Source organism: Profundibacter sp., assembly GCF_056498605.1.
On record NZ_JBSMEZ010000093.1, the window covers coordinates 1 to 13,102 of the forward strand.

Genomic DNA, 13,102 nt, shown 5'->3' on the forward strand with positions numbered 1-13,102 from the left:
CGGGTCGGTGATGGTGTCGACCGCCTCGCCAAACGGACGATAGGTGGTCTCCTTGTCCGACGCCCCATCCGCCCCCGTCATCACCCGCACCGAGCCGAGTTGATCCGTGTGCAGATACGTCGCCACCCCGCCGCAGGATCGCCCGCCTTAGCCTCCGGCAATCATAGCCTTTCCAATCTCTGACTGGAAATCACCCCGAACCCCCGCTATATGGCGCTTATGCGTATGCCAAACACTCATAAAACCCTGCCGTTCATGAAGATGCACGGGCTGGGCAACGATTTCGTGGTGATTGATTCCCGCGGGTTGGGCGATATCATGACGCCGGAGCTGGCACGCGCCATCGGGGATCGGCATCGCGGGATCGGGTTTGACCAGCTTGCGATCATCGCAACCGGTGCCCATGACGCGCATCTGACGTTTTATAACAGTGACGGCACGCTTTCGGCGGCTTGTGGCAATGCCACCCGATGTATAGCGCGTCACCTGATGGATGAATCCGGTGCAGCCCATCTGCATCTAACGACCGAGCGCGGTGATCTATACGCCGTCGATGCGGGCAATGGCCTGACCTCGGTCAATATGGGACAGCCACAGCTGGCGTGGAACGAGGTGCCGTTGGCCCGCGAAATGGACACCCTGGAATTGCCGATAGACGGTGCCCCAACCGCCACCGGTATGGGCAACCCGCATTGCACGTTTTTCGTTGAGGTTGCCGAGGCCGTCGACCTGCCCGAATTCGGTGCCGCACATGAACATCACCCGCTCTATCCCGAACGCACCAATGTGCAGGTCGCCAGCATCATTGGCCCCGATCATATCCGCATGCGGGTGTGGGAACGCGGTGTGGGCATCACGCTGGCCTCTGGCTCCTCTAGTTGCGCCACCACCGTTGCCGCCGCGCGTCGCGGTCTAACGGGGCGCAAGGTTCGAATTGATCTGGACGGCGGTACGTTGCAGATTGATTGGCGCGAGGATGGCGTCTGGATGACAGGGCCAACAACGCATGTGGCAAACGGCACTCTGACAGCTGATTTTCTGGGGTCTGTCTGACATGGCCAATGCTTCCGTATTCACCACGCTTGGGTGCCGGCTGAATTCCTATGAAACCGAGGCGATGAAGGGTCTTGCCGCCAGCGCTGGCGTTGAAAATGCCGTGGTGATCAACACCTGCGCCGTCACAGCTGAGGCGGTGCGCAAGGCCCGTCAGGAAATCCGCAAACTGCGCCGCACCCATCCCGATGCCAAACTGATCGTCACCGGCTGCGCTGCACAAACCGAGCCTGAAACATTTGCGCAGATGGCCGAGGTTGATCTGGTCGTCGGCAACACCGAGAAAATGCAGGCTGATACGTGGGCGCAACTTGGCCCTGACTTCATTGGGAACAGCGAGCGGGTACAAGTCGATGACATCATGTCCGTCACCCAAACCGCTGGCCATTTGATCGACGGCTTTGGCACGCGGTCCCGCGCCTATGTTCAGGTGCAAAACGGCTGCGACCACCGCTGCACCTTTTGCATCATCCCTTACGGTCGTGGCAATTCGCGATCAGTTCCGGCGGGTGTTGTGGTCGATCAGATCAAGCGGCTGGTTGATACGGGTTATAACGAAGTGGTGTTGACGGGTGTGGACCTAACCAGCTGGGGCGCAGACCTGCCCGCAAGCCCCCGTTTCGGAGATCTGGTGATGCGCATCCTGAAACTGGTGCCGGACCTGCCGCGCTTGCGGATTTCCTCGATTGACAGCATTGAGGTGGATGATGCCTTGATGCAAACCATCGCTACCGAACCCCGCCTGATGCCGCACCTGCACTTGTCCCTGCAAGCGGGCGACAACATGATCCTGAAACGCATGAAACGTCGCCATAGCCGCGAAGATGCCATCGCCTTTACCGAACAGGCCCAGCGCTTGCGCCCCGACATCACATTCGGGGCCGACATCATCGCGGGCTTCCCGACTGAAACCGATGCAATGTTTGAAAACTCGTTGAAACTGATCAACGATTGCAATCTCACTTGGCTGCACGTCTTCCCTTATTCCGCCCGCAAAGGCACCCCCGCCGCACGGATGCCCGCGGTGAACGGCGCCATTATCAAAACCCGCGCCGCGGCCCTTCGCAATGCGGGCGATGTTCAGGTCACCAAGCACCTCGCGGTCCAAGTCGGCCAAACCCACAACATCCTGATGGAAAACCCACGCATGGGCCGCACCGAGCAATTCACCGAGACCACTTTCAGCATCGATCAACCTGTTGGCCAGATCATCTCGGCTAAAATCACCGGCCACGCAGGCATTCAACTCACCGCCTCCCCCATTTCTGTTCCACAAATCGCCCCGCCGGAGGCATAGAATCTCTTTGGGCCTTCCCATCCTCTATTCCTTCCGGCGTTGCCCATATGCCATGCGCGCCCGCCTTGCCTTAGCCAGCGCAGGCATCACTGTTGAGCTGCGTGAAGTCCTGCTGCGCGACAAAGCACCTGAACTGATTAAGGCCTCACCCAAGGCCACCGTGCCAGTGCTACTGACCCCTGATGTGATCGAAGAAAGCCTCGACATCATGCTCTGGGCCCTTGGCCAAAACGACCCCGAAGGCTGGCTTAAGATGCCGTCAGAAGGCAATGCCCTGATCACCGAATCCGATACCCGTTACAAACCCGCGCTGGACGCTTATAAATACAAACGCAGCAATACGGACCGCGCCACCGCCGCAACCTTCCTGCTCAGCCTTGACCTGATGCTGACAACACAGCCCTATCTGTTTGGCCAGACGGCAACTCTGGCCGACATGGCGATCCTCACCTTCGTGCGACAGTTCGCCTTTGTCGACAAGGCGTGGTTCGATGCGCAACCTTGGCCAAACTTGTCCAATTGGCTGGAGCATTTCATTGCATCCGCCCGCTTCACAGACATCATGCAAAAATATCCGAAATGGCAGGCGGGTGATCCGGTCACCCTGTTCCCCGACAATAATATTCACTAACGCGAATATATTTTTCTGGCTTTTGCAGCCAAACAGGCGTAGAGCGCGATTCAAATCTCCCTCGGGCTTTTCAGAAATGCAAATCTACCTTCCCATAGCCGAAGTATCGGTGAACCTTTACCTGTTGCTGGGTCTCGGCGGCATGGTCGGCATTCTTTCGGGCATGTTCGGCGTTGGCGGCGGGTTTATCCTAACGCCTTTCCTGTTCTTCATCGGCATCCCGCCCGCTGTGGCCGTGGCAACCGGCGCGAACCAGATCGTCGCCTCCTCCTTGTCCGGCGTGCTGGCGCATTTCAGACGCAAGACGGTTGATCTGAAAATGGGTCTGGTCCTGCTGGCGGGTGGCCTTGTCGGGGCCGCGCTGGGGGTTCAGGTGTTCACATGGCTGAAAAGCTTGGGTCAAGTCGAACTGATGGTGAACCTGTGTTACGTGCTGTTTCTGGGACTGATCGGTGGTCTTATGCTGATCGAAAGCCTGAACGCCATCCGACGGGCAAAAAGCAACAAACCCCGCAAACACAAGCGTCACCACTCGCGCCTGCAGGAACTGCCGTTCAAAACCCGTTTTCGCACATCGAAACTTTATATCAGCGTGATTCCTCCCGTTGCGACAGGACTAATCGTCGGGGTGCTGTCGGCGATCATGGGCGTTGGCGGCGGTTTTATCATGGTACCGGCAATGATCTATATTCTGGGAATGCCAACCAAAGTGGTGGTCGGAACCTCGCTATTCCAGATCATTTTTGTCGCCGCATTCGCCACAATGATGCACGCAGTCGAAAGCCAGACAGTAGACGTGGTGCTGGCCGTTTGCCTGCTGATCAGCGGTGTTATTGGCGCGCAAGTCGGCACCAAACTGGGGTTAAAGATGAAGGCCGAACAGCTGCGCATCCTGCTGGCGCTGATGGTGCTGGCGATCTGCATCAAAATCGCGCTTGGCCTGATCCTGATGCCTTCAGAGCTATATAGCGTCGTCTAGGGTTGGTCGGGACCTAGGGCTTGCCTTTCGCCACCGCTTTGCCCCATCCTGACCGCCAAGCAGCAAGGATACCAGAATGCACCCCAATCCCGCCTTTCGCAAAACACCTGTCGAAACCAATCTCGACTTCGCCCGCGAGCGCGGCTTTGGCACCCTTTCGGTTAACGGTGATGACGCCCCCCTGATCGCCCACATCCCGTTTGCCCTGTCAGACGATGGCAAAACCACCGATCTGCACCTTGTCCGCTCAAACCCGATTGCCCGCGCATGCACCGATTCTATGCCTGCCGTGATCGCAGTTTCCGGCCCTGATAGCTATATCTCACCCGACTGGTACGGCGTGGATGATCTGGTACCCACATGGAACTACACCGCAATCCACCTGCGCGGCACCCTGACCCAACTGCCACCCGAAAAGCTGCGCGCCAGCATCGATACCCTCGCCGCCCAATTCGAAAACCGCCTGCTGCCTAAACCTCCGTGGAGCAACGCCAAAATGCCACCCGAGGCATTGGCCAAAATGATGCGCATGATCACCCCGTTCCGCTTTGATATCGAAACAGTGGATGGCACATGGAAACTGGGCCAGAACAAACCGGATAACGCCCGCCTTTCCGCTGCACAAAACGTCAAGGCCTATGGCATCGGCGCGGAAACCGCCCTGTTGGCCGCCCTGATGATGGCCCCCGAAACTGATTAGTGTCCATTATCGTTCCATAAATATCCCCCGCGCGGAGCGCATAGAATCTTATGCCCCCATGCCTGAAATATTGGACAATATCACCGCGAATACCTACATATATGACAGACGGACTGTCAGGGAGGACACAAAATGCCCCTACCTCTTGCCCCTATCGTCGGTATCGCCCTTCGTTACGGCACCGTTGCGCTGACCACTTACGTTATGACGCGCAAGGTTTCACGCGGGCGGCGTGATCAACGTGCCGAGGACGCGCTGGATGATCTCGAGGATGGCATCAGTGTGCGGCGCGATGCGGGCCAAACCAATACCACCACACGATTTCGGCGCAAAATCCGCTTTGGTAATGACGGCCCCGGCGTGGAAATCGACATTACGGCGCTTGGGCGCATCATCATAAGGAAACTCTGAATGCAACTATACTACGCTTCCGCCTCGCCCTTTGTGCGCAAGGTTATGGTCACCCTACATGAAACCGGCCAACTGGACGATGTAGAGCTGGTTGCGACCCACGCCACCCCGCTGGATGCAAGTCAGGCACCCACCGCCCATAACCCGCTGGGCAAACTACCTGCCCTGTCACGCCCCGACGGTCCGGCAATTTACGACAGCCGCGTGATCTGCCGCTATCTGGATGCCCGTGCCGATGCGGGGCTGTATCCAGACCGCAGCATATGGGAAACCCTGACACTCGAGGCAACAGCCGACGGGATCATGGATGCCGCCGTTCTGATGGTATACGAGGGGCGCTGCCGCCCCGAAAATCTGCAATCTGCTGATTGGGTCAATGGCCAATGGGATAAAATCAGCCGCGCACTGGACGCGATTACAACCCGCTGGATGAGCCACCTTGCCGGACCGATGGACATGGGGCATATCGCGGTTGCCTGTGCCCTTGGATATCTGGATTTCCGCCATGATGATCGCGCCTGGCGCAAGGGGCACGATGCGCTGGACGACTGGTTCGCCGCATTTTCCCAACGCGACAGCATGCAGGCAACCCGCCCCTGAACGCTATATATCGCCGCACTTGCCGCCAAATATGCAAAAAACAGCATTATTTGGCGTGTTTTAATGTCCACCTAACACTGTTGCGCTAGACGTGCCCCGATTCCAGAGCTAAACACCCGCCCAAGGAGCGCTGTTTTCAGCTGCGGCCATTTCTGTGGCCTTGGCAAAAACGGACCAACTATCAACAAAGGAGGGATTGTCAGTGTCCCACGCAGAAGATCATTCAGGTACCCGTCGGGATTTCCTGTATTACGCCACCGCAGGTGCCGGTGCCGTTACCGCAGGGGTCGCCGTTTGGCCGCTTGTTAACCAGATGAACGCCACCGCCGATGTGCGCGCGCTATCATCTATTCTTGTTGATGTTTCCGATATAGAAGTCGGCACCCAGCTGACCGTCAAATGGCGCGGCAAGCCGGTGTTCATCCGCCGCCGCAACGAAGCAGATATCAAACTTGCCCGCGAAACCCCGCTGGAAGATCTGGTTGATACCGATAGCCGGAACAAAAACAAACCTGACACCGACGCATCCGACCAAAACCGCACATTGGACGAAAACGGTGAATGGCTGGTGATGATGGGCGTTTGCACCCACTTGGGCTGTGTACCGCTAGGGGGTGCATCCGGTGATTTTGGCGGCTGGTTCTGCCCTTGTCACGGGTCGCACTACGATAGTGCTGGCCGTATTCGCAAAGGCCCCGCCCCGCGGAATCTGGATGTTCCGGTCAATGCGTTCTTTAACGACACAATTATCAAACTCGGATAAGGGAGAGAGTAATGTCAGGAATTCCTCACGATCATTACGAGCCCAAATCGGGCTTTGGAAAATGGCTACATGTGCGACTGCCCATTGTCGGACTGGTTTATGATACAATCATGATCCCCACACCCAAAAATCTGAACTGGATGTGGATCTGGGGCATCATTCTGGCGTTCTGCCTTGTCTTGCAGATTGTCACCGGCATCGTTCTGGCGATGCACTATACACCGCATGTCGACATGGCGTTTGCGTCGGTTGAACATATCATGCGCGATGTGAATGGCGGCTATATGCTCCGCTATCTGCACACAAATGGCGCATCCCTGTTCTTTATCGCTGTTTATCTGCACATCTTTCGCGGTCTTTACTACGGGTCTTACAAGGCCCCGCGCGAGGTGACCTGGATCATCGGTATGCTGATCTATCTGGCGATGATGGCCACTGCATTCATGGGCTATGTGCTGCCTTGGGGGCAAATGTCCTTCTGGGGCGCGACCGTGATCACCGGCCTGTTCGGTGCGATCCCGTTTATCGGCGAAAGCATTCAGGCATGGCTGCTGGGCGGACCCGCTGTGGATAACGCCACGCTGAACCGCTTTTTCTCGCTGCACTACCTGCTGCCTTTCGTGATTGCCGCCCTTGTGGCCATACACATCTGGGCATTCCACACCACTGGGAATGGCAACCCGACCGGCGTCGAAGTGCGTCGCGGCTCCAAAGAAGAAGCCGAAAAAGATACATTGCCCTTCTGGCCCTACTTCGTGATCAAGGATTTGTTCGCGCTGGCCGTTGTGCTGCTGATCTTCTTTGCCATCGTCGGTTTCATGCCTAACTATCTGGGTGAACCTGACAACTACATCGAGGCAAACCCACTGTCGACACCGGCGCACATTGTGCCCGAATGGTACTTCTTGCCGTTCTACGCAATCCTGCGGGCGTTTACCGCAGATGTCTGGGTTGTGCAGTTTGCCAGTTGGATCACCTTCGGCATCGTTGATGCCAAATTCTTTGGTGTGATTGCGATGTTTGGCGCTATCGCGGTTATGGCTCTGGTGCCGTGGCTGGACACATCATCGGCCCGTTCCGGTCGCTTCCGCCCGATGTTCAAATGGTGGTTTGCGTTGCTGGTCATCGACTTCCTTGTGCTGATGTGGGGCGGGTCTCGCCCGACCACGGGTATCTATCCAACCATCTCGCTGATTGCTTCGGCCTATTGGTTTGGTTACTTCCTGGTCATCCTGCCGCTGCTAGGTGTGATCGAGAAACCGGATACACCACCGGCCACCATCGAGGACGATTTCAACGCCCACTACGGCAACCATTAAGAAAGGAGACGGGAATATGTTTATGAAACTTGCAATCACCGCAGTCACCGCCCTGACCCTTACGGTTGGGGGCGTAGCGGCCAATGAGGCGATCCACACCGAAAGCGTGGACTTCTCGTTTGAAAGCCCCTTTGGCACATATGATCAGGACCAACTGCAACGCGGGCTTCAAGTCTACACCGAGGTCTGCTCGGCCTGTCACGGTTTGAAATTCGTGCCCATTCGCACTCTTGGTGACGAAGGCGGCCCGAACCTGTCCGCAGATTATGTCCGTGACTATGCCAAAGAGATGGATATCTATGATCCGGAAAAGGACGAGGACGTTCCGCGCAAGCCGACCGACCACTTCCCAGTTTCGGCTGATCCGAACGCACCTGACCTGTCATTGATGGCAAAGGCGCGCAAAGGCTATGAGGGGCCTTACGGCACCGGTATGAACCAGCTGTTCCGCGGCATTGGCGGACCCGAACATATCGTGTCCATCCTGAATGGCTACACTGGCGAGGAAAAAGAAGAGGCAGGCAAAACCTACTACGAAAACCATGCCTTTGCTGGCGGCTGGATTTCCATGCCTCCGCCGCTTTACGGCGAAGATGTCGAATTTGCCGATGGCTCCAGCAACGAGCTGGAGCATGAGGCAATTGACGTTGCATCTTTCCTGATGTGGACAGCCGAACCCAAAATGATGGACCGCAAAAAAGTCGGCTTCATCGCGGTTCTGTTGCTGACCATGCTGTCGGTCCTGCTCTATGCTACCAACAAGCGCATCTGGGCACCGATCAAACAACGTGCCAAAGATGAAGCAGACAACAGCTAAACCTTCTTAGCCTTACAAACATCAAAGCCCCGCTCACCACAGCGGGGCTTTTCTTTTGTCTTCTTCTTGCTGGAAATACCTCCGCCGGAGGCAAATCAAATAATAAAGCAACCCGCAGGGTTTCCATTTAGCACCCTGTCCACGCCAAACCCTGCGCATGTATAAAACCCATACGTTTCCCATACGGTTTCCATATCGCCATTTTTAGCCCAGATAGGCCCGCAACGCCGTTGGTGGGTCCGCAAAAATCGTCCCTGTTTCCACCGGTGCATTCGCGACCCCGTCACTGACCAAAACCACCGATTGCGCGATCCGTTTCGCGTCCTCTGGATTGTGGCTCACTATCAATAATGTCGCCTTGGTCTCGGCCACCAGTTCCGCAACCAAATCCAGCATCTCGTCACGTAGCGCTGGCCCCAGCGCCGCGAATGGCTCATCCAGCAACAACACCGGTTTGGCCCGCAATAACATCCGCGCCAACGCCACGCGGCTGATCTGCCCACCGGATAGGGCCGCCGGTTTTCGCGCCCCAAGCCCCGACAGATCAACCCGCACCAGCGCCGCTTCGACCTGATCCCGTTGCGCCTCTGTCAATCGTAAATCCGCCCGCAACCCTAACCCGACATTCTGCGCCACCGTTAGATGTGGAAACAGGTTATTATCCTGAAACAAAATGCTCACAGGCTGCGCCCCCGGCAGTAAGCCCGCCATGTCACTTCCATCCCATAAGACCCGTCCGCGTGTTGGCACCAAGAACCCAGCAATTAAACTTAGAAATGTAGATTTCCCCCCGCCCGACGGCCCAATCACAGCAACCCGCGCACCAGTCTGAACGCCAAAGTCAGCGGTCAGTGAAAAATCACCCTGCACATATTCCAATCCCTCAAACGTCAGCATCCGCACGCCCCCCGCGATCAAAAATCCAAAACAAAAACAGCGACATACCCAGCAACAACACGGCAGCCCCCGCTGCCTGTTCCATCCGGTAGGCCGACATCAGGCGATACATCTGCAACGGCAAAGTCGCACTTTCAGGATCGGAAAACAACGCAATCACACCCAAATCCCCCATCGATAGCGCCGCTCCCAATCCCGCCGAAAACCCCAGCGGGCGGCGCAAGCGCGGCAATAGAACCAACCGCATCCGCACCCACCCATTCAGCGACAGGCTGTCAGCCAACTGCCCGTATGATGCTTCAACATCGCGCACTGCAGGTACCAGTGTGCGCAATGCAAACGGCAGGCTCATCACCGCATTAACCAGTGCCGTAACCGGCAGCGCCAAAGCCACCGGATCAACCACGCGGTAGAGCACAATGAACAACCCAGCCCCGATCACCAAAGGCGACGCGGCCAGCGCCAGATAGCCGATGCTTTCCACCAGCACCGCGCCCCGTTTCAGGCGCACAACCAACATCGCAATGCTCAACGCCAGTCCCACGCCAATAACCATCGACGCCAGCGCCACACCTAATGAGCGTCCTGCCGCCTGATAGACACTCGCAGGCAAGGTAAACAGGTTGGGCAACCCGTCGATTAATATCATCAAAAGCGGAGTGATTAAAAACAAGGTCATCACAGTCAGTAACGCGCCATCCCACCAGACCTTTGGCGCATCCCAGCCTTCATGCGCACGATCCAGTCCCGCCCCCATTGTCGCCGGAACCGCGACCCACAGCATCAGCATAGCCGCCACCGCGCCCATGCCGAATTGCACCCCCGCCAACAACGCCGCGCGGCCCAGATCAAAGTCAAACCGGAACGCCTGATAGATCGCCAACTCCACCGTAGTCGCCTTTGGCCCGCCCCCCAATGCCAAAGCCACCGCAAAGCTGGTCAAACAAATCAAAAACACCACCATGAACGCCCCCGGCACGACTTCGCGCAACATCGGGCGTTCAAGAATACGGCCAACATCACGGCCCTGAAACCCGAGGGAAGCAGCAAGGCGAAAGCGCTCGGACGGGATCGCCAGCCAGCCCTGTAAAATCAGGCGCGTTGCCAGCGGCAGGTTGAAAAACACATGCGCCAGAACCACGCCGTGCAACCCGTAGATATGTATCGGTCCCAGCCCGACCCAGCCCAGCATCGCGTTGATAATTCCGCCGCGCCCAAACACCGAAAGCAGGCCCATAACAGCCACAATCACCGGCAGGATAAACGGCGCGCCCAGCAGAGTGATCAGCACCCCGCGCCCCACGAACTGTCGCCGCGCCAAGGCCCGCGCCACCGGCACCGCCAGCGCCACGCTGATCCCAGCCGACAATGTGGCCTGCAACACGGTAAACCGCACCGCGGCCCAGTCAGCCACGCCCAGCGCGGCTGGCCCCTCGGCCCGCCACAACAGTGCGCCAAGCGGGCCAAGAATCAGGGTAAGCAGAAGCAAAACCGCCCCTGCACCGATCCCGATCACAGGGGTTATTTTGAAAGCGCGCTTAGCCATTCTTCCAATGCCTTGCTGCGGTTTTCCGCGACCAGATCCTCATCAAAAATCAAGGATTTCTGAGGGGTGATCAGGGTTTCAAACCCATCAGGCAATCCACTGGCCGGAAGTTTTGCCGGATACATCCAGTTTGTCGTCGGGATGATTGACTGGAACGCATCCGAGACGACAAATGCCATGAACTGGTCCGCCAACTCAGGCTGTTTTGTGCCCACGATTTTGCCCGCCACTTCGATCTGCAAATAATGCCCCTCGTCAAAGGTCGCCGCCGCATAGCCCGCGTCTTCCTCGGCGATCAAATGGTATGCGGGGGATGTGGTGTAGGACAAAACCATATCGGCCTCACCCTCCTGAAACATCCCGTAAGCCTCAGACCAGCCTTTGGTCACGGTGATGATATTGCCTGACAACCCTTCCCAAATCGCAGGTGCCTCGTCGCCATAGGCGGCTTTGACCCACATCAGCAGCCCCAAACCGGGGGTGGACGACCGCGGATCTTGAATGACAATTTTCAAATCGGACGCTGCCAGTTCTTTGAAATTGGCAGGCACATCGGTGATTCCATCCCGCTTATAAACAAATGCGAAATAGCCCCAATCATAGGGCAGGAATACATCATTTCCCCACGTCACGGGCAGGTCCAGATCAACCGACACGCCATGCGGCTCAAATAAACCAGTCTCGTAAGCAGTTTGCGTCAGGTTGGTATCCAGTCCCAAAACCACATCGGCCTTGGTGTGTTTGCCCTCCAGCCGAACCCGCGCCAGCAACGCGGCCCCATCGCCAGCGCCAACGAATTTCAGATCACATCCGCAGATCTCCTCGAATGCTTTTTCCACCGCAGGGCCAGGGCCCCAATCGGATACAAAGCTGTCATAGGTATAGACTGTCAGCACAGGAGTTTCGGCAATTGCACTGCTGGCAATTGCACAAAATCCCGCTGCAAGTAGTGGATATCTCATGTCTCATCCTCCAAATGCGGCGAAAGGGCAAAGGTGGAGATGATCCAAAACCTTCCCTCCGCCGGTGTTAACCGGTTCAGGTTCAACGGGTCCGCATTATTGCATCTCAGCCAAAGTAGGCCCCCCGAGGTATTGCTACATCTATGCGCGCCAATCCTGCGTGACAAGCCAAAATACCTTGAGCCACACAGCTGTGGCGGCTAAATGCATAGGTCAAAGGAGCATTGCACATGTCGATCAATAGTTTTGGCCACCTGTTTCGCGTCACCACTTGGGGCGAAAGCCACGGGCCTGCTTTGGGTGCGACAGTAGACGGTTGCCCGCCGAATGTAGCAATTGACGAAGCGATGCTGCAACACTGGATGGACATGCGCAAACCGGGGCAGAACAAATATACCACCCAGCGGCGCGAGGCCGATCAGGTGCGGATTTTATCAGGTGTATTCGAGGGCAAAACCACCGGCACCCCTGTGCAACTGATGATCGAGAACACCGATCAGCGCTCCAAAGATTACGGCGATATCGCCGAAAAATTCCGCCCCGGCCATGCCGATATCACCTATTGGCAGAAATACGGCATTCGCGATCATCGCGGTGGTGGGCGCTCCTCGGCACGGGAAACGGCGGCGCGGGTGGCGGCGGGTGGTTTGGCGCGGGCGGCGCTGGCCAGTTTGGTACCAAATGTACAAATCACCGGCTATATGGTACAAATGGGGCCTCATAAAATTGACCGTAAGCGGATCGATTGGGATGAGATATCGCGCAACCCGTTTTGGACCCCCGATGCGAGCGCCGCTAAAACTTGGGCCACATACCTAGATGATCTACGCAAATCCGGCAGTTCTGTCGGGGCGGTGGTCGAGGTGGTCGCGCGTGGCCTTCCGGCCGGTTTGGGTGCGCCGGTTTATGGCAAGCTGGATACTGACCTTGCCGCGGCGATGATGTCGATCAACGCGGTCAAAGGCGTCGAGATTGGCGAGGGTATGAACGCCGCCGTTCTGACGGGCGAGGCAAATGCAGACGAGATCACCATGGGGCCGGACGGACCCATCTACTCCTCGAACCATGCGGGCGGTATTCTGGGCGGTATATCCACCGGACAGGACGTTGTGGTGCGGTTTGCCGTC

14 protein-coding genes and 1 riboswitch are annotated in these 13,102 nt (G+C 57.1%); of the genes, 11 read left to right on the top strand and 3 right to left on the bottom strand.

What is annotated here, in order from left to right; all coding sequences use genetic code 11:
* Nucleotides 1–225 precede the first annotated feature (225 nt).
* From dapF to ACWB12_RS09455, 10 genes are all read left to right on the top strand, one after another.
* The gene (gene dapF, locus ACWB12_RS09410; RefSeq protein ID WP_479529820.1) at nucleotides 226–1,053 is read left to right on the top strand and encodes a diaminopimelate epimerase; all 828 of its coding nucleotides are present in this window, start codon (nucleotides 226–228) and stop codon (nucleotides 1,051–1,053) included.
* 1 nt (nucleotide 1,054) lies between these two features.
* Nucleotides 1,055–2,350 (top strand): tRNA (N(6)-L-threonylcarbamoyladenosine(37)-C(2))-methylthiotransferase MtaB, encoded by a 1,296-nt coding sequence (gene mtaB / locus ACWB12_RS09415; protein ID WP_479529821.1) that lies wholly within the window; start codon nucleotides 1,055–1,057, stop codon nucleotides 2,348–2,350.
* A gap of 7 nt (nucleotides 2,351–2,357) precedes the next feature.
* The gene (locus tag ACWB12_RS09420) at nucleotides 2,358–2,981 is read left to right on the top strand and encodes a glutathione S-transferase (RefSeq protein ID WP_479529822.1); all 624 of its coding nucleotides are present in this window, start codon (nucleotides 2,358–2,360) and stop codon (nucleotides 2,979–2,981) included.
* A 76-nt stretch (nucleotides 2,982–3,057) separates the two neighbouring features.
* Nucleotides 3,058–3,960: a sulfite exporter TauE/SafE family protein gene (locus tag ACWB12_RS09425; protein WP_479529823.1), complete on the top strand. Its 903-nt coding sequence runs from the start codon at nucleotides 3,058–3,060 to the stop codon at nucleotides 3,958–3,960.
* A gap of 76 nt (nucleotides 3,961–4,036) precedes the next feature.
* Nucleotides 4,037–4,660 (top strand): FMN-binding negative transcriptional regulator, encoded by a 624-nt coding sequence (locus tag ACWB12_RS09430; protein WP_479529824.1) that lies wholly within the window; start codon nucleotides 4,037–4,039, stop codon nucleotides 4,658–4,660.
* 132 nt (nucleotides 4,661–4,792) lie between these two features.
* Nucleotides 4,793–5,071 (top strand): hypothetical protein, encoded by a 279-nt coding sequence (locus ACWB12_RS09435; RefSeq protein WP_479529825.1) that lies wholly within the window; start codon nucleotides 4,793–4,795, stop codon nucleotides 5,069–5,071.
* Complete coding sequence (locus tag ACWB12_RS09440; RefSeq protein WP_479529826.1) at nucleotides 5,072–5,671, top strand: glutathione S-transferase; 600 nt, start codon at nucleotides 5,072–5,074, stop codon at nucleotides 5,669–5,671.
* Between the two features lie 202 nt (nucleotides 5,672–5,873).
* On the top strand, nucleotides 5,874–6,434 hold the full coding sequence (petA, locus tag ACWB12_RS09445; RefSeq protein ID WP_479529827.1) for a ubiquinol-cytochrome c reductase iron-sulfur subunit: 561 nt from the start codon (nucleotides 5,874–5,876) through the stop codon (nucleotides 6,432–6,434).
* 11 nt (nucleotides 6,435–6,445) lie between these two features.
* Nucleotides 6,446–7,753 carry a cytochrome b gene (petB, locus tag ACWB12_RS09450; RefSeq protein ID WP_479529828.1) on the top strand — a complete coding sequence of 436 codons (1,308 nt, stop codon included), beginning with the start codon at nucleotides 6,446–6,448 and terminating at the stop codon, nucleotides 7,751–7,753.
* Nucleotides 7,754–7,769: 16 nt separating this feature from the next.
* The gene (locus tag ACWB12_RS09455) at nucleotides 7,770–8,570 is read left to right on the top strand and encodes a cytochrome c1 (protein ID WP_479529829.1); all 801 of its coding nucleotides are present in this window, start codon (nucleotides 7,770–7,772) and stop codon (nucleotides 8,568–8,570) included.
* 204 nt (nucleotides 8,571–8,774) lie between these two features.
* Here ACWB12_RS09455 and ACWB12_RS09460 read toward each other — a convergent pair whose 3' ends face one another.
* From ACWB12_RS09460 to thiB, 3 genes are read right to left on the bottom strand one after another with little or no spacing between them, the layout of a single operon-like run.
* On the bottom strand, nucleotides 8,775–9,467 hold the full coding sequence (locus ACWB12_RS09460; protein ID WP_479529830.1) for a thiamine ABC transporter ATP-binding protein: 693 nt from the start codon (nucleotides 9,465–9,467) through the stop codon (nucleotides 8,775–8,777).
* Nucleotides 9,454–11,013, bottom strand: a complete 1,560-nt coding sequence (locus ACWB12_RS09465) for a thiamine/thiamine pyrophosphate ABC transporter permease ThiP (RefSeq protein ID WP_479529831.1) — start codon at nucleotides 11,011–11,013, stop codon at nucleotides 9,454–9,456. The genes ACWB12_RS09460 and ACWB12_RS09465 overlap by 14 nt, the downstream gene beginning before the upstream one ends.
* Nucleotides 10,989–11,975, bottom strand: coding sequence for a thiamine ABC transporter substrate binding subunit (gene thiB / locus ACWB12_RS09470; protein ID WP_479529832.1), 987 nt, complete (start codon nucleotides 11,973–11,975; stop codon nucleotides 10,989–10,991). Before thiB ends, ACWB12_RS09465 begins: the two co-directional genes overlap by 25 nt.
* Before the next feature lie 36 nt (nucleotides 11,976–12,011).
* Nucleotides 12,012–12,112, bottom strand: a riboswitch (TPP riboswitch).
* Between the two features lie 93 nt (nucleotides 12,113–12,205).
* On the opposite strand from thiB, the gene aroC reads away from it, so the two are divergent.
* Nucleotides 12,206–13,102 (top strand): chorismate synthase (gene aroC, locus ACWB12_RS09475; protein WP_479529833.1); only part of this gene is annotated, 897 nt, incomplete at its 3' end.

Excerpts from the sequence above, each read along its gene's own strand:
- thiB (WP_479529832.1), bottom strand. The coding sequence starts at position 11,975 with ATGAGATATCCACTACTTGCAGCGGGATTTTGTGCAATTGCCAGCAGT.
- ACWB12_RS09435 (WP_479529825.1), top strand. The coding sequence starts at position 4,793 with ATGCCCCTACCTCTTGCCCCTATCGTCGGTATCGCCCTTCGTTACGGC.
- ACWB12_RS09460 (WP_479529830.1), bottom strand. The coding sequence starts at position 9,467 with ATGCTGACGTTTGAGGGATTGGAATATGTGCAGGGTGATTTTTCACTG.
- petB (WP_479529828.1), top strand. The coding sequence starts at position 6,446 with ATGTCAGGAATTCCTCACGATCATTACGAGCCCAAATCGGGCTTTGGA.
- ACWB12_RS09430 (WP_479529824.1), top strand. The coding sequence starts at position 4,037 with ATGCACCCCAATCCCGCCTTTCGCAAAACACCTGTCGAAACCAATCTC.
- mtaB (WP_479529821.1), top strand. The coding sequence starts at position 1,055 with ATGGCCAATGCTTCCGTATTCACCACGCTTGGGTGCCGGCTGAATTCC.
- ACWB12_RS09455 (WP_479529829.1), top strand. The coding sequence starts at position 7,770 with ATGTTTATGAAACTTGCAATCACCGCAGTCACCGCCCTGACCCTTACG.
- ACWB12_RS09465 (WP_479529831.1), bottom strand. The coding sequence starts at position 11,013 with ATGGCTAAGCGCGCTTTCAAAATAACCCCTGTGATCGGGATCGGTGCA.
- ACWB12_RS09440 (WP_479529826.1), top strand. The coding sequence starts at position 5,072 with ATGCAACTATACTACGCTTCCGCCTCGCCCTTTGTGCGCAAGGTTATG.
- ACWB12_RS09425 (WP_479529823.1), top strand. The coding sequence starts at position 3,058 with ATGCAAATCTACCTTCCCATAGCCGAAGTATCGGTGAACCTTTACCTG.
- dapF (WP_479529820.1), top strand. The coding sequence starts at position 226 with ATGCCAAACACTCATAAAACCCTGCCGTTCATGAAGATGCACGGGCTG.